The sequence below is a fragment of the Paraburkholderia sp. GAS32 genome (assembly GCF_050434225.1).
GTDB classification, from domain to species: Bacteria; Pseudomonadota; Gammaproteobacteria; order Burkholderiales; family Burkholderiaceae; genus Paraburkholderia; species Paraburkholderia madseniana.
Genome location: NZ_JBNPVS010000005.1, coordinates 21,959 through 45,782, shown reverse-complemented (window position 1 = coordinate 45,782; position 23,824 = coordinate 21,959). Strand labels below are relative to the sequence as shown.

At 59.5% G+C, this 23,824-nt stretch carries 21 protein-coding genes; 6 read left to right on the top strand and 15 right to left on the bottom strand.

Features of this window, described 5'->3' with window-relative positions:
• Nucleotides 1–20: 20 nt before the first annotated feature.
• A complete protein-coding gene (locus tag P3T25_RS07725) occupies nt 21–491 on the bottom strand; it encodes a MaoC family dehydratase (protein WP_154561432.1) in 471 nt (156 codons plus the stop codon).
• A 275-nt stretch (nt 492–766) separates the two neighbouring features.
• On the opposite strand from P3T25_RS07725, the gene P3T25_RS07720 reads away from it, so the two are divergent.
• Entirely contained in the window at nt 767–1,507 is a 741-nt protein-coding gene (locus P3T25_RS07720; RefSeq protein WP_429357833.1) for an SDR family NAD(P)-dependent oxidoreductase, read from the top strand.
• 188 nt (nt 1,508–1,695) lie between these two features.
• Here the strand turns inward: P3T25_RS07720 and P3T25_RS07715 are convergent, their stop codons facing one another.
• The 3 genes from P3T25_RS07715 to P3T25_RS07705 form a co-directional block, all read right to left on the bottom strand.
• A complete protein-coding gene (locus P3T25_RS07715) occupies nt 1,696–2,808 on the bottom strand; it encodes an NADH:flavin oxidoreductase/NADH oxidase (protein ID WP_154561436.1) in 1,113 nt (370 codons plus the stop codon).
• A gap of 51 nt (nt 2,809–2,859) precedes the next feature.
• A complete protein-coding gene (locus tag P3T25_RS07710; protein ID WP_429357832.1) occupies nt 2,860–4,125 on the bottom strand; it encodes an MFS transporter in 1,266 nt (421 codons plus the stop codon).
• A gap of 361 nt (nt 4,126–4,486) precedes the next feature.
• Entirely contained in the window at nt 4,487–5,410 is a 924-nt protein-coding gene (locus tag P3T25_RS07705; RefSeq protein WP_154561440.1) for a LysR family transcriptional regulator, read from the bottom strand.
• 181 nt (nt 5,411–5,591) lie between these two features.
• On the opposite strand from P3T25_RS07705, the gene P3T25_RS07700 reads away from it, so the two are divergent.
• The 5 genes from P3T25_RS07700 (at nt 5,592) to P3T25_RS07680 (ending at nt 9,786) form a co-directional block, all read left to right on the top strand.
• Entirely contained in the window at nt 5,592–6,338 is a 747-nt protein-coding gene (locus tag P3T25_RS07700) for an SDR family NAD(P)-dependent oxidoreductase (RefSeq protein WP_429357831.1), read from the top strand.
• Between the two features lie 66 nt (nt 6,339–6,404).
• Nucleotides 6,405–7,502: an alkene reductase gene (locus P3T25_RS07695; protein WP_154561442.1), complete on the top strand. Its 1,098-nt coding sequence runs from the start codon at nt 6,405–6,407 to the stop codon at nt 7,500–7,502.
• A gap of 131 nt (nt 7,503–7,633) precedes the next feature.
• Nucleotides 7,634–7,969, top strand: coding sequence for an NIPSNAP family protein (locus P3T25_RS07690; RefSeq protein ID WP_154561444.1), 336 nt, complete (start codon nt 7,634–7,636; stop codon nt 7,967–7,969).
• Nucleotides 7,970–8,097: 128 nt separating this feature from the next.
• Nucleotides 8,098–8,745, top strand: a complete 648-nt coding sequence (locus P3T25_RS07685) for a glutathione S-transferase family protein (protein ID WP_154561446.1) — start codon at nt 8,098–8,100, stop codon at nt 8,743–8,745.
• Nucleotides 8,746–8,994: 249 nt separating this feature from the next.
• Nucleotides 8,995–9,786 carry a hypothetical protein gene (locus P3T25_RS07680; RefSeq protein WP_154561448.1) on the top strand — a complete coding sequence of 264 codons (792 nt, stop codon included), beginning with the start codon at nt 8,995–8,997 and terminating at the stop codon, nt 9,784–9,786.
• Nucleotides 9,787–9,840: 54 nt separating this feature from the next.
• Here P3T25_RS07680 and P3T25_RS07675 read toward each other — a convergent pair whose 3' ends face one another.
• The 11 genes from P3T25_RS07675 to P3T25_RS07625 form a co-directional block, all read right to left on the bottom strand.
• On the bottom strand, nt 9,841–11,394 hold the full coding sequence (locus P3T25_RS07675) for a methyl-accepting chemotaxis protein (RefSeq protein ID WP_154561450.1): 1,554 nt from the start codon (nt 11,392–11,394) through the stop codon (nt 9,841–9,843).
• Between the two features lie 240 nt (nt 11,395–11,634).
• Nucleotides 11,635–13,647 (bottom strand): sigma-54-dependent Fis family transcriptional regulator, encoded by a 2,013-nt coding sequence (locus tag P3T25_RS07670; protein WP_323138137.1) that lies wholly within the window; start codon nt 13,645–13,647, stop codon nt 11,635–11,637.
• A gap of 151 nt (nt 13,648–13,798) precedes the next feature.
• Nucleotides 13,799–15,118, bottom strand: a complete 1,320-nt coding sequence (locus tag P3T25_RS07665) for an Nramp family divalent metal transporter (protein ID WP_429357830.1) — start codon at nt 15,116–15,118, stop codon at nt 13,799–13,801.
• Between the two features lie 61 nt (nt 15,119–15,179).
• The gene (locus P3T25_RS07660; RefSeq protein ID WP_154561454.1) at nt 15,180–15,386 is read right to left on the bottom strand and encodes a hypothetical protein; all 207 of its coding nucleotides are present in this window, start codon (nt 15,384–15,386) and stop codon (nt 15,180–15,182) included.
• Between the two features lie 91 nt (nt 15,387–15,477).
• Nucleotides 15,478–17,115, bottom strand: a complete 1,638-nt coding sequence (locus P3T25_RS07655; protein ID WP_429357829.1) for a molecular chaperone GroEL — start codon at nt 17,113–17,115, stop codon at nt 15,478–15,480.
• A gap of 68 nt (nt 17,116–17,183) precedes the next feature.
• Nucleotides 17,184–18,023 carry a metal-sulfur cluster assembly factor gene (locus P3T25_RS07650; protein WP_174825318.1) on the bottom strand — a complete coding sequence of 280 codons (840 nt, stop codon included), beginning with the start codon at nt 18,021–18,023 and terminating at the stop codon, nt 17,184–17,186.
• A complete protein-coding gene (locus tag P3T25_RS07645) occupies nt 18,020–19,045 on the bottom strand; it encodes an amidohydrolase family protein (protein WP_093632509.1) in 1,026 nt (341 codons plus the stop codon). Before P3T25_RS07645 ends, P3T25_RS07650 begins: the two co-directional genes overlap by 4 nt.
• Nucleotides 19,046–19,127: 82 nt before the next feature.
• The gene (locus tag P3T25_RS07640) at nt 19,128–19,481 is read right to left on the bottom strand and encodes an MmoB/DmpM family protein (protein WP_093632508.1); all 354 of its coding nucleotides are present in this window, start codon (nt 19,479–19,481) and stop codon (nt 19,128–19,130) included.
• A 70-nt stretch (nt 19,482–19,551) separates the two neighbouring features.
• The gene (locus P3T25_RS07635) at nt 19,552–20,637 is read right to left on the bottom strand and encodes an aromatic/alkene monooxygenase hydroxylase subunit beta (protein WP_171926412.1); all 1,086 of its coding nucleotides are present in this window, start codon (nt 20,635–20,637) and stop codon (nt 19,552–19,554) included.
• 62 nt (nt 20,638–20,699) lie between these two features.
• A complete protein-coding gene (locus tag P3T25_RS07630) occupies nt 20,700–21,782 on the bottom strand; it encodes an NADH:ubiquinone reductase (Na(+)-transporting) subunit F (RefSeq protein ID WP_429357828.1) in 1,083 nt (360 codons plus the stop codon).
• Between the two features lie 74 nt (nt 21,783–21,856).
• Entirely contained in the window at nt 21,857–23,527 is a 1,671-nt protein-coding gene (locus tag P3T25_RS07625) for an aromatic/alkene/methane monooxygenase hydroxylase/oxygenase subunit alpha (protein WP_429357827.1), read from the bottom strand.
• Between the last annotated feature and the right edge of the window lie 297 nt (nt 23,528–23,824).

Below are 23,824 nucleotides of genomic sequence, written 5' to 3'. Positions count from 1 at the left end.
GAATATCCCGCCTTCCGGTATCAAGACGAATGGTGTTTCCGGCGCGGCACAACCATGTTCACGACATGCACGAGCACGGCCTCGTCGTCCTGGTTCAGCGTGGTCGTTCGGAGCTTGATCAGGCCCTGCTCCGGACGAGACTTTGACGGTCGCACCTCGATCACCTCGCACTCGACGCGCAACTCGTCACCTGGGCGCACGGGCCGGGGCCAGCGGCACTCGTCGAGGCCGGCGCCAATGAAGCCGCCAGCCGGCTTGAGTTCGGTCTCGATCATCAACCGCATCGTCACGGCGGCGGTGTGCCAGCCGCTGGCGGCCAGACCACCGAAAATCGAGTGGCGCGCCGCCGCCTCGTCGAGATGGAAGGGCTGCGGATCGAACTCGGCAGCGAACGCGAGGACCCGCTCCTTGTCGATGCGTAGCCGCCCTGAGCCGAACGTCTGCCCCACTGCAAAATCTTCCAGATAGCGCTGCTCGTTCAACTGATCCATGACCTGCTCACAATAAAGTGACTAACCTGTAACTAATTTTAATATTACGGACAGGTCTGTCACTTTGTCAAGCGAGAAATCGGAACGAGGGAGCATGCAGGCATGCCCTCTCCTGCCATGCCCAAAACGCATGCCGCCCTGCTTACAAGGTCTTTGTCGCACCCATCACGGAAACCTACAATCGTTGCAGCAACATACATCGAACATTTGTACTGCAAATCTATTTTTTGATTCAGTGACGCGGTGAATCGCTCACGCATACTCCAGGAAATCAAATGTCTGAATTAGCCCAAAAAGTAGCACTCGTTACCGGTGGCTCACGCGGCATCGGTGCGGCAATCGCGAAACGTCTGGCCGCAGATGGAGCGAGTGTGGCCTTTACATATGCGAAGGACGCCAGCGCGGCATCGGCGGTGGTCAAAGAGATCGAACTTAATGGCGGAACGGCTATCGCGATCCAGGCGGACGCTACTGACGTCAAAGCTGTCGAAGCCGCGGTCGAAAAAACTTTTTCGACCTTCGGCCGGCTGGATGTGCTGGTGAACAATGCCGGCACGGCCATTCCGAAACCGTTCGAAGACACGACGCTGGAGGAGATGGATAGAGTAATCGACATCAACATCCGCGGCGTGTTCGCTACGACCAAGGCGGCGCTGAAGCACCTGAGTGATGGTGGGCGCATCATCATGATCGGTTCGGCGGCGGGCGAGCGCGCTATTGCGCCCGGGCTGGTGCCCTACGCAGCCACGAAAGCGGCCGTCAGGATGTTCACTCAGGCGCTGTCCAGAGAGTTGGGAGGCCGGGGCATCACGGTCAACAACGTCCAGCCGGGACCGATCGATACAGACCTGAATCCCGCCTCAGGCGATTGGGCGGTGCCGCAGAAGGCCGCCACAGCGCTCGGCCGCTACGGGCGCGCTGAGGAGATCGCCGCAATGGTAGCGTTCGTCGCCGGGCCGACGGCCTCGTACATTACCGGAGCGAATCTTACGGTGGATGGCGGGATGAATGCCTGAGCGCAATCAATTACTCGACCTACGGATTTGAAGAAGGTCAACGTCCGTGTGGACGCAACGGAGAGTTGATGAGCTAACGCAGTTGGCTCTCCGTTAAAGATCCCGCAAAGTGACCAGGCCGCGCCGATGCAGGTCGCAGGCGCGACCTGTGTCTGAGTCGCTTATCGCGAGACATGAGTTGGACTCAACTAGCGAGCACCGTGTTTGTTCACCCGGAAGATATCATTGTGGCCTTGCGGGGGTGCACGCCAGTATGACGGCGGTGCGTCGACCGACCCACCAAGAGCAAAGGCGGCGTGCCATGGCCATCGCGGATCGTAGAGCATCCCCCTTGCAAGTGCCACAAAGTCTGCCTCGCCATTACTAATGATTTGGGTGGCCGAATGAGGATCTGTGATAAGGCCAACTGCGATCGTAGCTATCCCGACCTCGCGTCTTATCCGCTCAGCGAAAGATGCCTGATAGTTCGGCCCTACCGGGATCTTCTGCTTCGGCGAGATCCCGCCAGGAGAGGCTGTGATCCAATCTGCGCCGCGCTCTTTAAGGCGCTTGCCAAGCTCGATGGTTTCGTCGACGCGCCAGCCACCCTCTACCCAATCTGTCGCCGAAACTTTAACGCCGACAGGTTTTTCGTCTGGAAAGGCAGCACGGACCGACTCGAATACCTCAAGTGGAAATCTCAGCCGATTGACAAGCGCCCCGCCATAAATATCTTCGCGTCGATTGGATACCGGAGATAGAAATTCATGCAACAGATAACCGTGCGCGGCGTGAATCTCCAGTCCGTCGACACCGATCTCGGCGGCGCGTCTGGCCGAATCGGCGAAAGCGCGCGCAATCCTCTCGAGCCCCTCAGGACTCAGTGCGTCTGGCACTTCTTCGCCGTCGATCTGCGGCAACGCAGAGGGCGCAAAGGTCGCCCAGCCGCTGTCAGCCTTCGATATCTGCTGACCGCCGTTCCACGGCTCACGGCTTGAGCCCTTTCTTCCTGCATGGCCAATCTGGAGGACGATCTTCGTATCGAAGGTTTTCCTGACGAACGAGACGACTTCTTCAAGAGAAGCCTGTGTTCTGTCGTCCCAGAGACCCAGGTCGCCGGGAGTGATACGTCCGGCTGGTTCGACAGCGGTGGCCTCTAAAAACAACAGGCCCGCGCCAGAGGCCGCCATAGTGGCGTAATGAGCCTGGTGCCACTCGGTGGCCTGCCCGTCCTTTGCGACGTACTGGCACATCGGCGAAACAGCAATGCGGTTGCTGGTCAACACCCGTCTGAATTGATATTTGGAGAACAATGACGTCATAGCCATTCCTTTTCAAAGACTCAAAGCGACTTACGCCTGGTAGCCACTCGCTCAATCCGCTCGCCGTTCTGCATACCTGCGGAACACCGGAAATGGGCGCGAGGCAGAGAGCCAGAAACTAACGAACCCGAGCGCGACGATGGTGAACGACGCCGTTGTAACAGCCTCGGCGAGTCCCCAGGTCCTCGCCATCCCGCCCAATACAAGGGCGAACATACCCATCGAGAGATACCCGATCAGATAAAACGCGGAAAGAATGCCGCCGCGATGCTCGGCCGGCGCGGAAGAGTTCAATACAGAAAGCGCTCCCATGAACAGGAGTGCATAACCGCCTCCGGCGAGCGACGTAGAGGCGAGGAGCATCGACAAGCTGACCCAGGTCACCGCGAGCCACAACAGGAGTAGCCCAAGTGAAGCCGTTATCGCCCCCAGAAGGAGCAGCAGCCTGGGGGACAGCTTTCTGCAGAGAACTGTGATTACAGCAGATACGATTGCGAAGCTTGCCAGGATCGCACCGTTCGTGAATGCGTTGACGGACCCTACCAGGTCATGCGCCATCTGGCCACCGAGGGATAGCAGAATCGCGCCCGATGCGAACGCAATGACAGCAGCAAGCGATGCGATAGCGAAAGCGTTCCGGCAATCTGCGGGAACGCGCGGCATGCGCACGGACCATCGCGTGTCTTGTCCGCCATGACGTGGCATGAACCAGACTCCGACGATCAGAACGACGATGACGACAGCAAGCACAAGGAAGTTCAACTGCAGAGGCCACGGCGCATACTGAATCAGCGCTCCCCCGAGAAGCAGGCCCGTCGCGAAGCCAATACCCTGAGCGATGTTGGTCGCCGCAGCCGAGCGCTCCGGATCTTCGTCAGAACTGAACTCTAAAATGGCTGCAGTTGACGAACCACTGCCAAGTCCGACACCGATCCCCATCAGCGCGCGTCCAACGAGAAGCCATCGGATATCGGACGCGACGGTCATCACGAGCACACCGACGAGCGAACATGTGAGGGCAATCAACATCGTCATGCGACGACCGACCTGGTCGGACAAGCCACCTAGCAGAACGAGCGTACTAACAACGAAAATGGGATAGATGGCGAATACCCCGGCGGTGTCCACCGGTGAGAGATTCCACTTTTGCGCGTAGAGCCGATAGCTAAGCGCGGGTGCTGCGCTCGTCCATAGCGTATGAGTGCTGACGCCAAACGATACCCAGAAACTCGCCCTGCGACCCAGAGTTCGGCTACGTCGAGCTGCGGTGTTCTGCACATGTCCGTCACTGGCCTTTGATCTGATCACTCGAATCATCCTATTCACTCGCACTGAAGCTTGTTGTGTCGACATGGCCGTCGATCAGCGCGAACCACAGCTTGTAGCCGTCAGGCCTCACTTTCCTGCGTATTAGCCATGACCGATATGGAACTTCCCAGTTGGCTTCGAGATGAGCAGTCGGCAGCGCGCCGAGCAGGCTCGCTGAATATACGAGTGGGAACCCGGTGTTGAAAAAGACTTCGTTTATCTACCGCGATGCCTCAGAGGCATGCAATTGGCTCTGGCGGAAGACAGCATTTCGCGCGCGTGTCGAAACATCCGTCGGCGCCGGAGGGCGAGCTTTGAGTTCTGAAGGGAGCGAAAATGCGTATGAGCGAGCGTTGCTGTGTCGTGGCAGCTATGCCACGGATGCCTGATTTTCGGCCGCTATCGATCTGCAGCGGGCGAGTAGATGGTCGATTCTGGAAAGAAACAAACTCAATATCGGCGAAGTGTTGGCCCGGCTATAGCCGATGACGAGGTCGATAGTCGGCGGTTCAACAGCAAGTGGACGGCTTGTCACCGACGAAGGAAGGAAATTCCTGGCGTAACACGGAAGCAACGCGAGACCGCGCGTCGATGCCACCATTGACACCGCCATCGCGAGGTTATCCACTTCGTAGCTTGCACGTATGTCGAGGCCTGACTGCAGGATAAACTCGTCGATGACGGTCCGGACAGTAGGAGCCGTGTGCGAAACGGTGATGAACGTCTCGCCAATGAACTGCTGAAGAGCGATCTTTTCGCAAGCTGCGAGAGGGTGATCACTTGGCAAAACCACAAACAATGGCTCCTTGACAACAAGCCGGTACTCCAGGTCCGGTACGTTTGGCTCCGGCCGCATGAATGCGAGGTCGAGATCGCCTTTCACCAGCGCATCGCGAAGCGACGGCGAGTATTGGCTGGAGACCGTAACCTCAATCTGAGGAAGTTCGTCGCGGAGAACCCGCATCGCCTCCGGCAACCACTCTATCTCCTGCCCAGTAAGGAACCCAAGCGCAAATACGGGCTTTAAACGACGCGCCGCCCGTCGAGCCGCTTCAATGGCGGACTGCGCTTGCGCTAACGTTCCACGAGCGTGCTCGAGGAAAGCCTGACCTGCCGCTGTCAATTCAACTCCGCGGGCGCCGCGTATCAGCAAATCGACACCCACCTCCTCTTCAAGATCGCGGATCTGACGGCTGAGGGAGGGTTGGGCCGTATGCAGCCGCTGTTCGGCCGCCGTCGTGAAGCTACCCGTCTCCGCGACAGCGACAAAGTAGCGAAGATGTCGAAGCTCCATTGTTCTCTCCCCATGCCTGCCGAATATGGCTCCAGATATACAAAGTCTTATTCCGAGCCGCCGAAACATTCTACGCTTAAGCCACATCTGAGTTTCAACCCAGAATTGACCGCGAATTTGGCCAGGTGACGCCATGCGAACCCGAGCAACAACGGCCAACCCATACCTCTGAGGACTTAACGTGACGAATCGTGTTGTTCTAATTACCGGCGCCCTGACGGGAATTGGCCGGGCCGCAGCGTTCGCTTTTGCGCAGGATGGGGCACGGGTGGTGATTTCCGGTCGCAGGAAGGCCGAAGGCAAAGCGCTGGAAGAAGAATTGCGCCGCCTCGGTGCCGAGGCCGAGTTCGTCATTGCTGACGTACGTCGCGAGGACGAAGTGAGCGCCCTCGTTGACAGGGCGGTGACGCGCTTCGGCCGGCTCGATGTCGTCGTCAACAATGCGGGCGTCGAGGGCAAGCCAGGCCCTGTTACCGATGTATCTGCCGACGCCTACACAGCTTTGTTCGACACCAACGTGCTGGGAACGCTATGGGGGCTCAAACACGCTTTACGCATCATGCAGCCGCAGGGCAGCGGGAACGTCGTCAACATCTCATCGACGTTCGGAGAGCGTGGCGCCGCCAACTTCTCGCTCTACGCGGGCAGTAAGCACGCTGTGGAAGGAATCACGAAGTGCGCCGCGATCGAGGCCGCGGCTTACGGTGTCCGCGTGAATGCGGTGGCTCCTGGGCCGACCGAGACAGCAATGCTGGACCGCCTCACTGGTTCAACCGAAAAGAGTGCGACGTTCTACTCCGCCGTACCGCTCAAGCGCGGCGCCACGCCTGAGGAAATCGCCGACGCGGTCGTCTTTGTCGCGTCAGACAAGGCGGCCTTTATCACCGGACAAATCATCAGAGTGAACGGCGGCAAGACGGCGAGTTGACGATAGTCGGTTCGATTCTGACGCGCCTGGAAAGCGTCGCTGTCCACGTTATTTACAGGAACTTGTATGTCAAAGCTTTTCTCACCGATCCGCATCGGCGCAGTCGAACTGTCGCACCGTGTGGTGCTTGCGCCGCTCACGAGAATGCGAGCAGACGTCCCCGGCAACGTGCCAGGCGACCTGATGATCACATACTACGAACAGCGTGCATCTCAAGGAGGGCTTCTGATAGCGGAGGCTACGTTCATCACGCCAACAGGGAATGGGGGTTATGGATCACCTGGAATCTATACCGACGAACAGGTGGCAGGATGGCGGAGAGTTGTCGACGCAGTACACGCGAAGGGTGGACGGATCTTCCTGCAACTTTGGCACGTTGGGCGACAATCGCATGTCGACCTTCAGCCAAACGGCCAGGCACCGATTGCGCCGTCCGTGACCCATGCCGAAGTTCGGGCCCTTCTGGCGAGCGGCCCTAGTGCCGCGTCTGTCCCGAGAGCAATCGAACTCTCCGAAATACCGGGGCTTGTCGACGACTATCGTCAAGCGGCCCGACGAGCGAAAGAGGCCGGCTTCGACGGTGTAGAACTACACGCCGCGAATGGCTATCTCATCGACCAGTTTCTTCAGGACAACTCCAATCTACGTACAGATGCATACGGTGGCTCTGTAGAAAATCGCGCCCGCTTTCTCCTCGAAGTTGTCGATGCAGTGGCAAGCGTCTGGGGTCCTGATCGTATCGGTGTTCGCATTGGTCCAAGCAACAAGTTCGGTGGCATGGGCGACAGCTCACCCGCAGTGACTTTCCCTTACGTTGCCCGCGCGCTATCGGCATATGGGTTGGCTTATCTTCATGTCATTGAACCGCGGGTCACAGGAAACGTCTCAGACGACTCGCAGAGCCCTGTGGCTGCAGGGCAACTCCGACCTCTATTCGGTGGTCCGGTGATCGCCGCTGGCGGCTTTGACGCAACCGGTGCTGAAGCAATCATTCGAGCGGCCGACGCGGACCTTGTCGCGTTCGGCAGGCACTTCCTCGCAAATCCGGATCTTCCCGAGCGGATGAAGCGCGATCTCCTACTCAATCCCTACGACCGCGACACGTTTTACTACGGTGGGAAAAAGGGCTATGCCGATTACCCCATATACGAGGCCAAATATTGACCAGGGAGACCAGGTGCCTTGGCTTTCGCAAGCTCGCGGCACGCGACGCCGACGCCGACGCCGACGCACCTGGATCAGAAACTCGAGTGTGGCCCGAGTGTGACCTTGGCCAGATGCCCTGGAACTAGAGAATGATCTTCGATCACCGTACTTACACCATCAAGCCGAACCGGCTCGCCCGATTTCTGGAGACCTACGAGCGCCTGGCGTTGCCGCTTCAGCGAAAATATCTTGGTGAGCCCTATGGTTTCTTTGTGACCCACATCGGGCCGCTTAGCCGGGTTGTTCATCTCTGGCAATACGATAGTTTGGCAGACCGCGAGCAACGCCGCGACGCCATGGAGGCAGATCCGGACTGGCAAGCATACCGGCGCGTCGCGTTAGAAGAAGACACGCTTGTCGATATGGAAAATCTGATTCTTAAGCCTGTTCCCTTCTTCCAACCGCGTTCAGTCACAAGTCAATAGCTGGCCTTCTCCGACTATATCGTCGCCCCCGACGCTGCAACTTCAGTATGCCGAAATGGACCTTTCCATGGTGCACGACTTCGACCCACCAACGTCCGTTACCTCATCAGACATAAGGGATTGACAAAATGCCAATCGAAACACCTCTCCTGTACGAGTCTAAAGGCTCACCAAACGCCCGTCGTGTTCGTGTCTTTGTCGCCGAGAAGGGTATCGAAATTGCACAACGAACGATTGATCTTGGTAGCAGAGAGCAATTTTCAGACGCTTTCAAGGCGGTGAATCCGCGAATGCAGGTTCCTGCGTTGCAACTCGCCGATGGAACAGTAATCACGGAAGTGCCCGCAATTTGGCGCTATCTTGAGGAAACCTATCCACACAAGCCCCTTCTTGGTGCGACAGCCAAGGGCAAGGCACTCGTCACCATGTGGGAGCGACGCGCGGAGCTGGATGGTTTCGCCGCGGTCATGGAAGCCGCTCGAAATGCTCTGCCCGGATTGAAGGGACGAGCATTGTCGGGGCCGCACGATTACGAGCAGATTCCCGCATTGGTCGAGCGTAGCAAGCAGCGCGTGTTGAACTTCTTCGCAGATTTCAATGCACGACTCGAAAGTGCCCCGTTTGTCGCTGGCGACGAATTCTCAGTAGCAGACGTTACGACCCTCGTTACCGTCGATTTCGCGGCAAATGCTCTGAAAATGCCGATTCCCGAATCTCACCAATCGTTTAGGCGGTGGTACGAAAGCATCTCGTCCCGGCCAGCTTCGAGCGCATGATCGCGACGTCGCCGACAGTTCAGATTCAGCGCAAGTTCGTGCGCAAGCCTCAATTCAAAAGACTACTCGAACGTAGAAATAATCCTTTTACTTTGTCAGTGTTGCGTAAGTCCTCCTGGGCCAGTATGGGATTGCTGAACGCGCCCGCTGGCCGCCTCTTTCGTGCCTGAGCGCGTTCTATTAGTCAGTCTGACGACCTTAGGCCAGTGCTGCTTCGACTTGCTGAGGACGGAAGGTTGACCGGGTCCCGTGGCAGCCGAAATCGTCGCCGCTTCCTCAAACAATCAACAGGAAATCTCCATGCGTTTGAAAGTCACCCCAAACGTCGGCGCCAGATACTGGGCGGCGATCATGATTGCGAGCATCTGCGGAACGAACCTGGGTGACATCATTCCCGACGTCCTCAAGCTGGCACCGGCCAAAGGCCTGATCGTGCTAGCGCTTATGTTTGCGATATTGGTGCTTGTTGAGCGTGCAAGCGCCAAAGGCAGCGAAGCCTTTTACTGGATCGCCATACTCCTTGTGCGAGCGGCAGCAACCAATATTGCGGATTATTCGATAGACCACGCGCGTCTAACCTACTTCGACGTTGTTACCGCCTTGGTGATAGTCTTCATCGGAATTGTGACGCTACGACGTCGATCGACACTCGAACAAACAAAGGGCGCATTGCAAACAGACGGCTTTTATTGGCTGACTATGCTGATCGCGGGAACCCTTGGAACAGCAACAGCGGACGCAATTGGCCACGCCTTCAATTCAGTCAGGATCGGCGTTCCAATATCCGCGTCAATCGCAACGCTAGCACTGCTTCTGATCCTGATTGCGAGAACACGCTTAATGAAGTTCGGTGCCACAAGCTACTGGGTGGCTGTCGCCGCCATCAGATGGTGGGGCACCAATGTCGGCGACATTTCGGCATTTTTTCTTTCGCTGATCCCAAGTGCTGCAATAAGCGGGTTTGCGCTCTGGGCCCTGTTGTCAGCTTCGGCCATCATTTCTTCAGCCGCGACCCGGCGCGAGATCGAAGAGCATTCGTAACACGCCAGCCATCGTCCGGATCAGCAGTGGGTGTCACGATTGCACACGCCAGAATTACACGCGGGAGCTTACTTTAAAGATGGAAACAGTCTCGTCGAGGCGCGTCGCCTGTTCGTCGAGCGATTGCGCAGCGGCCGCCGCCTCTTCGACCAGCGCCGCATTTTGCTGTGTAACCTGATCGATCTGACCGATGGCCACGTTCACTTCCTCGATGCCATGACCCTGCAAATCCGACGCCGCAGCGATTTCTTCGACAATGCCTGCGACCCGGCGTATCGCCTGCTGCACCTCAGCGGTAGCGCGCCCCGCTTCTTGCGCCTGCTGCGAGCCCGATCGAATCGTTGCTACTGATTGCTCGATTAGATCCTTAATCTCCTTCGCAGCAGACGAAGAACGTTGCGCAAGACTGCGCACCTCCGCCGCGACAACCGCGAAGCCCCGCCCTTGTTCGCCCGCCCGCGCCGCCTCAACCGCCGCATTCAATGCGAGAATGTTGGTCTGGAAGGCGACTCCTTCGATCATCGATATGATTTCCGCGATCCGCGAGGAACTCGACGCGATTTCATTCATCGTGTCGACCATCCGTTCGACCGCCATATTTCCTTCATCAGAGATTCGAGTCGTGCTGATAGCAAGCGCGTTGGCCTGGCGCGCTGCGTCGGCGTTTTGCTGCACTGTTGCCGTGAGCTCGCCGAGGTTGCTGGCCGTCTGTTGCAGCGACGCGGCCTGCTGTTCGGTACGCGAAGACAAATCGAGGTTGCCGGCAGCAATCTGTTTCGACGCCACACCGACCGCATCGCTCGATGAACGCACCTCGGCGACAACGCCGGCCATCTGCTCAAGCAGGCTGTTCAATGCCGTTGCCGTGTGACCGATCTCGTCCATTCGCACAACGCTTGCGCGCTGCGAAAGATCCAGTGACTGGCTGACCCGCTGAAGCGTTTCCTGCATCTGACGCATACCCTGGCTGATAAGCGCATAGAGGCGGCTCCCCAGTACCCCGGTCACCACGAGTGCTGCGCCTGCAACGGCGAGCATCAGGCTGAACGCAAATCGGTAGGCATTTGCGTTTTCTTCGCGCACGAGGTTGCTGCGAGCGATGTCCTCGCTCAGATGCTCGTGCAGCCCATCGTTCAGCGCCAGCGCAGCGTTATGAACGGCGCCGCCGTCGTGAAGCATCGCGAGGGCGCCATCGCGCTCGCCCACCTGCATCTTCTCGAAGAACGTTTGACGGGCGTCGCGATACGCGGCCATGCGAGTGCGATCCGCTTCGAACAGTTTTCGATCGACGTCGTCGGAGACTTCGTGAGCCAGCGCGCGAGCAATCACATCGTCAAACTGACGGTCTGATTCGGCAATTTCCCGTTTCATGCCTGACCGGCTGGCATCGTCGACGCCGTCGACCACATAGCGGTAAACGGCAAGCCGCATTGCGGCAACGTTATCAAGCGCGGCTGATATCGATTTCAGGCTCGGCACCGTGCGCGTCTCCAGCCCTTCGATACGCTGATAGGATGCGCGAAGTTGCATTAATCCGTAGCCGCTGACCACCGCCAGCGCGAGCAACGCGCCACCGAGTGTCATAGCGAGCCAGCGAACAATCGTCATTTTTTTCATTATCCTTACGTCCCCTGCGATTGCGTGCGGTGGATCCCGAGAGCATCGGTGTATAACGGCTCACCGCGGACGATTATTCAGCGCTGCCGGCATCAAATTAATCAAAAGGCACGATAGGTAAAAGTTATGTGTTGCGCACGAGCTGGCGCTGCTGTGCCGGTATCAACTTAAACCAACCCGCCTCCACGATTCCCGGGGCGGTTCAATTGGCGGCAGGTCTGCGGCAACGCCTCATTCGCCTGTCGTTCTGGCAATGGCGTCCAGTTGATAGAGTTCCAGCTTGCGATATAGCGTGCTACGCGAGACACCCAATGAGCGGGCCGCCTGGGCGAGATTGCCGTGAGCATCCTGCACTGCCCGGACGATGGCCAAACGCTCCGTTTCCTCCAGACTGCCCGATTGCTTGTGCACAGGCAGTACAACGCCTGCGGTGCCGGTTTCGTCGAGCAGCTCAGCAGGCAGCTCATCGAGCGTCACCACCTCTTCGCTGGACGTCAGGAGCAGATTTTCGATGACGTTGCGCATCTCCCTGACATTGCCGGGCCATGAATAAGCGCGTAGCACCGCCATGATTTCGTCGCTTAGTCGTCGCTCGGGCACTGCGTGGCGTTGCGCGAGTCGCCGGTTGAAAAACGCGACGAGGAGATCGATGTCGATGTCCCGTTCGCGCAGCGGCGGAATGCGGATACGCGTCACGCTGATGCGGTAATAGAGATCGCGTCGGAAGTGGCCCGAGTCGACCTCTTCGCGCAGATTGCGATTGGTCATTGCCAGCAGGCGCACGTCGACGCGCCGCGGCTGAGTGTCCCCAAGCCGGTAAATGACGCCCTCCTCGAGGGCGCGCAGCAGGACCGGTTGAAGTTCGAGCGGCATCTCTCCGATTTCGTCGAGACATAGCGTGCCGCCGTGAGCCAGTTCGAATCGGCCCGGCCGCCCTTCGGCAGTCGCGCCCGTAAAGGCACCACGCACGTGGCCGAACAACTCGCTGGCGATCAGTTCTTTCGACGCCGCTCCGCAGTTGTACGCGACGAAAGGCCCGCCGCCTCCTTCTTCGCCATGTATGGCGCGCGCGAAGAGTTCCTTGCCGACCCCGGTTTCGCCCTCGATCAGAACCGGAACACGCCTGCGGGCAAGTTGACGACCCCGGTTGATGGCGGCCAGCATTGCTGCACTTTGCCCCTGGATCTGCGCGAAGCAACTGCGCTGCGGATCGGCCTCGCCACTGCGCTCGGCGATCCGGGCGTTGATGGGCTGCGATCGCACAGGAACAACAAGCATGGCACCGATCGTATTGCCATCGACCACAACCGGGTTGAGCCAGTCGGCATGCAAGCCTTTGGGCAGATGTTGCGCCCAGTCCTCCACCGCGGAGTTCTCATCCATACCGGGGAAGCGTTCTCCGATGCTGACCGGCAATGGCACCCGGCCGGTGGTATGCACAAGCCGCCCGGCCCGATCGATCGCGATCATCCCGGTTGCATCGGATGACGACAGGCGCTGCAAACAGAAGGCCAAGAGGCGCATATGCTCGCGAGCCGCCTGCTCGGCCAGCACCATTTCAATCTGACGCGCAGCCGTTACCGCTAAAGTGAGGTTGTTGATCTGATAGGTGGAAGGCGGCCCGGAAATGTCGAGCACGCCGAGAATCTTGCCGGTGCCAGGTTCGCAAATCGGCGCCGCCGCGCAACTCCACGATTTGATCCCTTCGCAGAAGTGCTCAGAGCCGTGGATATAGGTGGGGTGGCCGGTGGCGAGCGTGGTGCCAATGCCGTTGGTGCCAGCCTGGCCTTCGCGCCAGTCGCCGCCCATCGTCAAATGAATTTTTTCGCCGGCCGCCAACGTCCGCAAGTCTCCCGCGGCCTTGAGAATCACACCATCCTGATTGGTGAGCAGCAGGATCGAATGCGAATCCGCAAAAAGATCAGCGGTCACGGTGAAAAGACGATCAGACGCCGCCAGCAACTCGCGGTGCCGCCAACGCAACGCCTCGACTGCGTCGCCGTGAACCGCGAACGGTGCCGATCCCGCAGTGGGATTGACCCCGGATTGCAGACTGCGTCGCCAGGAGTCGATCAGGGCCGAAGGCGCGGACGTGGACGGCTCGCCCGCGAGAAAACGCTCCCATGCGAGCATCGTGACCCTGTCCGAGTGACGGTCGTTCGCACGCTGCGCGTTAGCCACTACCCGGCGCATAGCGGCCTGATTGCCAAGACCCGACATGGTGCTGAGCTGCTGTCTCGTCACAACTCTCCTCCTATGCGATGGGTCAGCCCGGAACCTGCTCTGCGGCTGGCTTCGGCGTGACTCGCAAGTATGTCGCGGCGTGCTTTTTTGTTCGACTGTCAGTCAAACCCAGCGGCGCGATCGCTGATTAGTATATGCCTGCAACGCGAATTCAGCCTGGCAAGCCAGGAATCTCGACGCCGAACGTTTGCAGTATCAACACGACATTGAACAATAAGACCACGAATGCCGCCAGCGTGGCGATCACGGCGATGAACGCGCGATTTTTGTATATGCCCATGACGTCCTCGTGGCAGGTGAACCATAGCAACGCGGCCATCGGCAGCGGCAACGCGAGGCTCAATACAACCTGACTGAGGACGAGCGCCTGAGTCGCATTGACCCCAAGCGCCACCACGACGAAACTCGGCACCATCGTGACGGCCCGGCGCAACCATAACGGAATGCGAAAGCCCACGAACCCTTGCATGATCATCTGACCCGCCATCGTGCCGACCACGGAACTCGATATGCCCGAAGCGATCAGCGACAACAGAAAAATCCCCGCCGCCCCAATGCCTAATAGCGGCGCCAGCGTGTGATAGGCCGTTTCGATCTCCGCCACCTCAGGATGCCCGTGATGAAATGCACCTGCGGCCATGATAACCATCGCCATATTGATGAGACCGGCGATGGTCAATGCGATAACGACCTCGATATTCGAGAATTTCAGCAACGTTGCCCGCTCGCGCTCCGTTCTCGCGGGTGCTCGCCGTTGCGTTAGCCCGGAGTGCAGGAAAAGCGCGTGCGGCATCACCGTTGCACCCACGATACCGACGGCGATCGTGAGCGCATTCGCGTCGGGCAATTGAGGGGAAAACGTATGGACTAAGACACTCGGCCATGCGATCGGCGCAATGAACAGCTCGGCAAGGTAGGACAACCCAATGATGCCGACGAGTGCCCCGATCGCCAGTTCAAGGGGACGGAAACCGGCGCTCTCGAACAACAGCAGGCCGTACGTCACTACCGCCGTGACCGCCATGCCGCTGAGTAAGGGCATGTGAAACAGTAGTGACAGTCCGATCGCGCCGCCGAGAAATTCCGCCAGATCGGTTGCCATCGCGGCAATTTCGCTTACCCCCCACATGATCAGCAAGACAGGTTTCGGAAACCGTTCGCGACACAGCTCTGCGAGGTTTCGCCCCGTGACGATGCCGAGCTTCGCCGAGAGTGCCTGAAACAGCATCGCCACAAGGTTTGCCAACAGCACCACCCAGAGCAACGTGTAACCGTATCTGGCGCCCGCCTGAATATTCGTCGCAAAGTTGCCCGGATCCATATAGGCAACAGAGACCACCACTGCCGGCCCGGCAAACGGCAGCAGCATCAGTGCGCCGCGCCGGCGGCCTTCCAATACCTCTCTGACCGCAAGCGTTGTGCGCTCGGTTCTCGTCGCCGGTCTGGCTGCCTTACGAACGCGATCATCCAAGCTCTGGCTCCTTGCTCATGAAAATGACAGGCGTGCCCGATTTAACGGGCAGGCATGGCATTCACGGCATCGCACTGCTGATTGCACCGAATATGCCTCGCAACAGCGGAGCGGCCGCCGTGCCCATATCGGACACAATAATCAATGTACCGCAGAATGTGATTGTCCCCCCCGACGCGAGCTTGAGCAGGCGAATCGAGGACATTGCACCAAGGTACCGAGCCGCCATCGCGACGGCATTGAATCGGGGAGTCGCGCCGATATCCATTGTTGTCTCCGTCTATTGATGGCCGCCCGAAACACGCCGGCAACGGCCGTTTTTTAGCCGGTCCTCGACCCGACGACCGGTTGTAGTGTCACTATTTCCGGCCGAGCAATTCGGCGCCGGCGCCAAGCGCCGGGCCGGCGGTCGGATCGATCGTGTCCGGCTTTTTGGCAATCAGTGTCTGGGTGGTCAGAATCAAGCCGGCGACCGAAGCAGCGTTGCGTACCGCGCTATAGCTGACCTTGACCGGATCGATGATGCCCGCCTCCATCAGATTGACGAACTTGCCCGTGCGGGCGTCTAGACCCACGCCCGGTTTCGCACGCACCGCCTCGGACACGATCGCCGCGCCGTCAAGGCCGCAATTGGTCGCGATGTGATAGAGCGGCTTCGCCAGCACGCGCTGCAGCAATCTCGCACCCTGTTGCACACTGCCGTGGGTCCGCGCAATCACGCCTTCGAGTTCGGCGGACACGCGCAGCAGCGCCATCCCGCCGCCTGGCACGATGCCCTCGGCAATCGCCGCGCGTGCCGCATTGATTGCATCCTCGATCAGATGAAGCCGGCGCTTCTGTTCGACCGGCGTGGCGCCGCCGGCGAGGATCATCGCGGTACCGCCGGACAGCTTGGCGAGACGCACCTGAAATTTGTCGCGCTCGACATTCTCCGGGGCCATCTCATACTGCCGCGCGACCTGCTGACGGCGTGCGGCAACGGCAGCCGGATCGCCGCCGCCAGCGGTAATGATGGTCTGGTTCGACGAGATGCGTACCTGCCGTGCGCTGCCAAGATCGCGCAGTTCCGTGGCTTCTAGATTGCCGCCCAGATCACGGGCGATCACCCGCCCGCCTGTGACGATAGCGATATCCTCGAGCATGGCCTTGCGCCAATGGCCGTACTCCGGCGGATGAATCGCCGCCACCGGCACCCCGCCGTTGTCCCGCCACGCCAGCAGGGCCATGACACAGGCCGGGGCAACCTCCTCCGCAATGATCAGCAGCGGGCGTTTGCTGTGTGCCGCAAGCGCCTGTAGAGCCGCCACTTCCTCTGCCGACTGCAGCCGCTGATCGGTCATCAGAATGAGCGGATTGTCGAGCACCACCTGCATTCTCTCGATGTCCGTGACCATATGGTGAGAGAGGTAGCCGCGATCGAACGCCATCCCATCGACCACTTCGAGACGGGTTTCGACCGTCGTGCCGTACTCGACATCGACGATGCCATCGGGACCCACTCGCTCGAGCGCTTCGGCCACCATCGCGCCGGTGACCTCGTCATTGGCGGCGACCACGGCCACGGCGCGCACCTCTTCGCTCCCGCGCAGCGGTGTCGCTGCCCGCCTGAGCGCCGCGATCACCTCGTCTACCGCGATCTCCAGCCCCTGAACCAGTTCAACGGGGTTGGCGCCGTCCGCGAGACTGGCGAGACCCTCCTGGACCAATGCATCGGCCAGCACGGTGGCTGTGGTGGTGCCGTCGCCGGCGACTTCATTGGTCTGCTTCGAGACTTCGCGCACCACCTGCGCACCGATGTTTTCGAATGGATCTTCCAGCTCGATCTCGTTGGCGATGCTCACACCATCGCGCGAGATGATCGGCGTGCCAATCGGGCGGTCGATGATCGCATTCATTCCGCGAGGGCCGAGCGTGCCTCGTACCGCTTTGGCCAGTTTGGCGACACCGCGGCCGAGCGCCATGCGGGCCTCGTCGTCGTGCAGCATGATATTCGGCATGATTCATCTCCTCCTGTTGGAATATTCTGGATTGCTACATTTCGAACTGATACCGCAGTGTTGCCGAATTACGCCAGCCCGACGGCCCTCTTCCAGTCGCCGACCGGCACGAAGTGCACGGGCTTGATCTCGACTTGTGGCGCGGCTGCGGCTGCGTCCGCCTCGCCGTACCGCGCCGCCAGCAAGCCGCGACACAACGCACTGTTGAATTCCGCATTGACGCCGACCCGCCGCAAGGCACGCAGGTAGGCGCCAAGCCCATCCGCATCGAGCAACGCACCCTGGCTGTCGACGAAAGCCGCTTCATCGGCCTGCGCGGCACCACTGGCACAGCCTCTGACGACGAAGCGCCGCTCCAGATAGCGTTCCACGAGTCGTCGGCTTGCGGAATCGTCAGGCAAGCCAGCGAGTTCCGCCACGCTCATGCGCACGAGCCGCGCAGGTTCAAGGCCGCGTTCGAGCAGTGACGTCAGGAGCGCTTCCTGTCGCCGCTGAAAAGCCTTGACCATGAAGGTCCGGCGGATGTCCTCGAGTTCACCGCTGGCCTCGGCTCCAAAGGTGTCCTGGAATGACCGCCCGGCCGCCACGCCGCGGTTTATTTCGTCGGCATACATATGTTCGCCGAGTCCGATCGTCACCTTCGTCACCCACGGTAAGCCCGCGACAGCAATGCGCATGTCGTCGGCCATCAGGAAGGCGAAGTTGGCGGCGCACCAGTAAGTCGGCAAGCGGAAGCCAATCTGCACGCCGCCGCCTGCGTCCACCTCCACGCGGGTGACGAAACCCAGCTCGGTCACCGATTCGTCGAGTTCAGGGTCGGCGACCGATGCGAGTTGCGCCCACACCTCGGCGGTCCGATCGACGGCGGCCGTTGCGGCTTTCGCGTTCGTGGCGGCCATGGTATTCATGCCCCGACCGCAGCCGGCTGCCGGACATCCTTCAGCAACTTCTTCTGCGCCTCGACGTCAATACCGTACAACCGCGCCGCGTTGAGCCCGAGAATCTTCTTCTTCGCCGTCAGCGACAGTTGCACGCCAGTTTCCTTGCTGACGGACTCCGGCAATTCGAAGGCCATGAACTTCTCGATCAGCCACTTGGGCGACCAGATGCCGTAGTCGCTGCCGTAGAGGATCTTGTCTTCGCCGATCCAGAACAGCAGCTCCGAGATCACATGCGCGAAGTACTCCGGACGCGTGTGAATGAACGGCAGCACCACCGCAAGACCGCCGTAGACGTTCGTCTCCTGGGTCGCGATCCAGCAGAAATCATCCAGACGCGGCAGGCCGCAGTGCTCGACGATGAAGTTCAGGTTCTGGAAGCTGGTCGCCACGTCGTCGACATCGGCAACGTCGAAAGCGTCGCGATTCAGCGGCAGAATCGTCGGACCCTTGTGGACGTGGATGTTCTTGATGCCGAGCTTCTCGCAGCGCTCCAGGTACTTCTGCACGCTGGGGTCCGACAGCTTGTAACCCTTGCTGTCACCGCGCCACTCCGCCGTGTAGAGCTTGACGCCCTTGATCCCATACGTCTCGGACAGCTCGTCCAGGTAGTCGAGTCCCGCCTCGCCGTCGCGCGGATCGAACGCGCCATTGACGATGAAACGGTGCGGGTGTTTTTTCTTCAGCTCGTAATTTTTCTCAGTCGTGTTGAATCCGTTCTTGTAAAAGTCCGTGAGGTAAGTCGGCTGGCAGATCGCCATGTCGTCGTAACCTTTGACGAACAGGTCGTCATACATGACTTCCGGGCCGTAGTTGTCGAACTTCTCCTTCGGCCACAAATACTCCTTGGGACTCAGGTTCGAGTGATACGCGTAAAAGCAATCGATGAACTGCTGGCCATGCACGTTCTTCAAGTTGGCCTTGCTGCCGTCCCATAGATGGACGTGTCCGTCGATGATGAAGATGTCTTCACCGTCCGTGGTTCGATACATGGCATGTGTCTCCGTAGTTGTTGCGAGCGGCCCGCCACCCGTCAGGGCGGCCGGACGCCTCATCAGATAGCGGGCTGCACGGTCACTCGTAGGCCATCGCGTCGTCCATGTTGCCGAACAGCACGACGGTCTCGTCATCGACCATCACCATCCGCCCATAGTGAGTCGAGGTGGATATCTCGAACAGATGCGGGGTCATCTCCCGGCCCAGCGCTTCGCTGATCTCGCCCATTTTGAATTCGATCTTGCCCTGCCCATCGATCCGGATCATGGCGGGCAGATAGGTCACCGTGATGCCGGGTTTATGGGTCATCAATTCGGCGATAGCACGAGCCTCGACGCTGTCGTTCATCGTGACGCCGCACTGATGGGAAATGGTCTGCTCGAAGCGAACATCTTTCATCGACTTGAAAATGTTGTCGTTGTGCACTGACATTGCGTACTCCTCTTCGCGGTTGGGTTGTGCGGTTAGCTTGCGCGGTTGGATCAACTGGGCAAGGAACCCGTCAGGCCTGGAGTGCCAGCGGAAAGTGGACGCCAATCTCTCTGGCGATCATCTCCGCCCGCTCGATCGAACTGTTCAGGCAGTCGTTGAACTGCGCCGTCTTCACATGCGGAATCGACCAGATCGGCTGCAGGTGCTTCGCTGCTGAGGCGGCAAGCGCACCGTGCTTCTCCAGCCACTCGCCGAACAGTTTCCGATTGGCCTCGCCGTGCCTGGGATCGTTGGCCAGCATGTGAAACAGTTCAACTGCATTGGCCAGATTGCGCTCGTAGTCCCCCTCCGCTGCGGACACGACCGTGGGCGTCAGGAAGTCGTTCTGCGAAGCGGCGACCTGCATGATGAAACCGCTGCGGAACAGGTCCGCCACCATCGGCTCGAACACGACATTCACCGCAAAGTACTTTTCAAGGAAGTCGGTAGCGCCGCCAATAGCCTCGACCGCCCGACGCGTTTCCTGCCAGATGGGATCGTTCAGCCAATGCTCCTTGCCGGCGTCAAGGTCCATATTCGCCAGGTCCAGTGCGATCTCACCCAGGTAGAGCGTCAGGTCCTGAGCGAAGCGCAGCTTGTAGGAGGCGTTGGTCAGGATCGCGCTATTGATCATCTGCGTGTAGCCGTAGCGCTGAGCGTGCATGGTGGCGGTGCCGAGGCCGAACTCCGCATGCTTGTACGCGCCAAGATGCTGCTCCAGCACCTTGACCCAGGTCTTATCGAAGCGCTTCACCGCGCCCGAGCGCCGCGCGTTGTTGACGGCGCCGGTGATCATGCCGACGATCGTCGACTGACGCTGGTAATGCGTGCGTTCCCACTCCTCGTCGACCGCACGGAATTTATGCCAGTCCGTGCTTTTGACTGCCGTCCACGTTTCCGAATAGGTCGGCGTACCATCCGCGAACGCGAGAATCCAGTCCTGAAGCAGATAGCGCTTCGGGTCCGGCTGGACATCGACGGTCATGTCCTCGTAGTGGGTCGCCTTGCGTCCCTTGGGTTCGAAGTAGTTGTATTTGCGGCTCTCCGAGCCCGCAAACTGGGCCGCGCCGGCTGCGCCTGACTTCAACGGTGCGACTTCCTGTAGCGACGTGCTCATGTTGCTCCTCCTTCCTCTTTCGGTTATCGGACTTTCGATCTGGCGCGATGCCTTGGCTTCCGTCAGCGAATAGCCTGGGTAAATTTGTCGAAATAGAGCCGCTCGGGCGCGACGCCCGCCATCTGCAGGACCGGCATCACCGCGTCGATCATCGGCGTCGGACCGCATGTGTACGCGTCGATCTCACCGTCCAGCGATTCCTCGCGCAATGCGCGGCCCAGCACTTCGTGAATGAAGCCGGTCGCGCCGGTCCAGCCATCGCCCGGCTCGGCGTCGGAAAGCGCCGGAATAAAGCGGAAATCAGGCAGCCGGTCCTCCAGTTCCGCGAAATCGTCGAGATAGAACAGATCGCGACGGCTGCGAGCGCCGTAGAAGAAACGAATCGGTCGTTCTTCGCCGCTTTGCACGTGATCGTTGAGGATCGACCACAGCGGCGACATTCCCGACCCTCCGCCTACCAGCACCAGTGGCCCCGGTTGGTCCTCGCGCCGGAAACATGTGCCGTACGGTCCCTTCGCCACCAGCCTGTCGCCCGGCTTCAGACCGCCGTCCAGTTGCGACGAAAACGCGCCGTTGGGATACTTCTTGATGATGAATTCGAGCTTTCTCTGACAGTTTGGCGTGCTCGCCATCGAGAACGATCGCGTAATGCCGAGGCCCGGAATCGTCAGGTCCACATACTGACCCGCCCAGAAGCGCAGCGGCCGGGACAACTCCACTTCCAGCAGCCTGATGTCATGCGTCAGCGCGGTGATCTTCGTTAGCGTTGCGTCGTATTCACTCACGGCTATCGAACGGCGCATGAGGTCTTCGTCGTAGTTCAGCAGTTCGACTGTCAGATCGCTGAAGGCGAGCGCCCGGCACAACAGGATGTGATTGGTCTCGCGCTCGTAGTCAGGCAAAGCGAAGGTCGAGTACTTCTTCATTTCGACATCGCCCTCGATCAGCAAAGACTTGCAACTGCTGCACTGCCCCTCCTTGCACCCATGCATCACCGAGATACCCTGGCGAAAAGCGGCATCGAGCACGGTCTCGCCCTCCTCAACCGTCATCTCCACGCCGACCGGTTCGAATCGCACGGTATGAAGTACCTTGTCCTCTTCTGCGTCCGGCATGTCGGCCCTCTTCTCTTGCGTGTCACTCATGTCCATGTCGCCCACCTCACGCTTTTCGTTCGTCCGGGGCAGCCGCACCGCTGCCGCCGGACGACATGGCCTCGTCAGTTCACCGGATTGATCCTGAAACCGGCGCGATACTCGGCGATGTGCTTCTCGCGCTGTTCCGGTGTCATGTTGCGCAGCAAAACGATCGGGCTCTGGATGGTGTGCCCGCGAACATCGTCGAGCGTCCACATGTTCCTGTCGTCGAACCGCAGATGCGGCTGCGGCACCAGCGTCTTGCCGTCACTGCGCACGAAGCCGAGATCCTTGATGCAATCGGCCAGATCCCAGCCGTGGTAGCACTCTTCCCATTCGCGGCGTCCGCTGAAGCGCCCCATTGCCGGAGTCGGCCGCCCCTCGTATTCCGAGGCGAACGCCACCTTGTGAGTCCAGCGGCACAACTCCGAGCAGTACGTGTAGAGCTGACCATCGACCTCGTCGACCACGAAGTCTTCACGGATCAGGCACGGCACCAGACAGCTCCAGCAGCGGTGCGGATACACATAGCCGTTCTCCTGGTCGAACAGCATGTTGGTCTCGCCGGGCACGCTCTTCTTCGCGTACCACTTCCAGAAGTCGCCGAATTCGGCGTACCAGCCCGGGTACTTGTGCTCGAACCACTCGAAGTCTTTTTCGGTCTGCGCTTCGATGCGCCAGAAGTTGACCGGCCAGCCCACGGCAAAGAACTGCGCGACCTTGTGGACATAGTTCTGTTTGACGATCCGATCCCACGCGGCGGCGACATCGTCGTGATGGATCTTGATACCGTACTTTTCTAGCGGCAGCATGTAGGTACGGTAGTAATCCTCATAGATCCACCGGTGCCACAGCTCGGCATACGATTCCTTGTTCTTGTCGCGATCCGCGGTGCCGTATTCGATGAAGGTACCGATGGCCGCGTCGACGATCGCGTGGTTTTGCCAGAAGGCGTAGCGCAGGTCGCGCTCGAGCAGCAGGTGGTTGTCCGGGTCGTTGATGATCGACATCACCAGCGAATGGCCATTGCCGATGTGCCGGCTTTCATCGGACTGCACTGAAAGAAACACCGTCGGCAGCGCATAGTCGCCGTTGCGTGCGGCTTCCGACGGCATGGCGACAAACAGCGTATTGGTGAATGCCGTTTCAGCGACCACCTGCAGAAACACGTTGGCCGCAGTCACCGCATCGCCTGTGAGGAAGCCTTCGGCAAACTGACGACCGATGGTGGTTGCATAGCATTTACCGAATGCCGCCTCGGTAATATCAAACCCGGCGGGGTCGATATAGTTCTCCATGTACCACTTCTTCAGATTCATCTGGATCGTTGAGTGCCGGAACTCGTCGACCATCTGCATCGTGAAACCGGTTCGCAACTCTTCGCCTGGCGCGAGCCGTCCAAGCATCGCCATCGAACGTGCCGCCGAAATTTCCGGGAACGGGATGATCGCAAGGAACAACTTCATCCATTCGACCCAGCGCGGCTCGACATTGCGGAACATGTCGCCGCGCAACGCCGCGTCGAGTGCGCCATAGACGCGGTTATCCTTTTCCTCCTGCATCGGAAAATACGAGCGCAGCACCTGCTTCATCGGGTCGCGCGGCGCCTTGCTGATCTTGTAGTCGGTCGGGAAGGTCATCGCTTCCTGGACGTAACTGGGTGTCCAGCCGAGATCGGCGACGCGACGGGCCGCCTCGCCGATACTGATCCCTCGCTGCGAGGTGATCTTGTTTAGCGTTAATCCATCAGACATTGGGCTCTCCTTGTTCCATTTCACGATAACCGTCGTACGGCGACGCTTCGGGGCAGGGCTGGCTCGTGCCGCGGCCAGAGTCAACAACGCGGGTGTAGTCGCGCACGCTAGCGAAAATTGGCGGGAGCAATGCTGAAGGACGTATGTCCAGATTCGTTCTTCATGAACGTGTCTCCTGCCATTTCTGTTTTGCGCTTCGGGACTGCAACGCTTTCCTTGTGACTTGCCCTAATAGAGCGATAAGCGTGCCAGGCAACGTTGGCTCAGGGTTGACGAGGCTGAGCCGTGCAAACAGGT

Coding starts and splice junctions, on each gene's coding strand:
- P3T25_RS07705 (WP_154561440.1), bottom strand. CDS start 5,410: ATGGAGCTTCGACATCTTCGCTACTTTGTCGCTGTCGCGGAGACGGGT.
- P3T25_RS07715 (WP_154561436.1), bottom strand. CDS start 2,808: ATGACGTCATTGTTCTCCAAATATCAATTCAGACGGGTGTTGACCAGC.
- P3T25_RS07655 (WP_429357829.1), bottom strand. CDS start 17,115: ATGCCGAATATCATGCTGCACGACGACGAGGCCCGCATGGCGCTCGGC.
- P3T25_RS07690 (WP_154561444.1), top strand. CDS start 7,634: ATGATCTTCGATCACCGTACTTACACCATCAAGCCGAACCGGCTCGCC.
- P3T25_RS07645 (WP_093632509.1), bottom strand. CDS start 19,045: ATGTATCGAACCACGGACGGTGAAGACATCTTCATCATCGACGGACAC.
- P3T25_RS07695 (WP_154561442.1), top strand. CDS start 6,405: ATGTCAAAGCTTTTCTCACCGATCCGCATCGGCGCAGTCGAACTGTCG.
- P3T25_RS07725 (WP_154561432.1), bottom strand. CDS start 491: ATGGATCAGTTGAACGAGCAGCGCTATCTGGAAGATTTTGCAGTGGGG.
- P3T25_RS07630 (WP_429357828.1), bottom strand. CDS start 21,782: ATGAGTGACACGCAAGAGAAGAGGGCCGACATGCCGGACGCAGAAGAG.
- P3T25_RS07660 (WP_154561454.1), bottom strand. CDS start 15,386: ATGGATATCGGCGCGACTCCCCGATTCAATGCCGTCGCGATGGCGGCT.
- P3T25_RS07640 (WP_093632508.1), bottom strand. CDS start 19,481: ATGTCAGTGCACAACGACAACATTTTCAAGTCGATGAAAGATGTTCGC.
- P3T25_RS07720 (WP_429357833.1), top strand. CDS start 767: ATGTCTGAATTAGCCCAAAAAGTAGCACTCGTTACCGGTGGCTCACGC.
- P3T25_RS07710 (WP_429357832.1), bottom strand. CDS start 4,125: ATGATTCGAGTGATCAGATCAAAGGCCAGTGACGGACATGTGCAGAAC.
- P3T25_RS07675 (WP_154561450.1), bottom strand. CDS start 11,394: ATGACGATTGTTCGCTGGCTCGCTATGACACTCGGTGGCGCGTTGCTC.
- P3T25_RS07625 (WP_429357827.1), bottom strand. CDS start 23,527: ATGTCTGATGGATTAACGCTAAACAAGATCACCTCGCAGCGAGGGATC.
- P3T25_RS07650 (WP_174825318.1), bottom strand. CDS start 18,023: ATGAATACCATGGCCGCCACGAACGCGAAAGCCGCAACGGCCGCCGTC.
- P3T25_RS07635 (WP_171926412.1), bottom strand. CDS start 20,637: ATGAGCACGTCGCTACAGGAAGTCGCACCGTTGAAGTCAGGCGCAGCC.
- P3T25_RS07685 (WP_154561446.1), top strand. CDS start 8,098: ATGCCAATCGAAACACCTCTCCTGTACGAGTCTAAAGGCTCACCAAAC.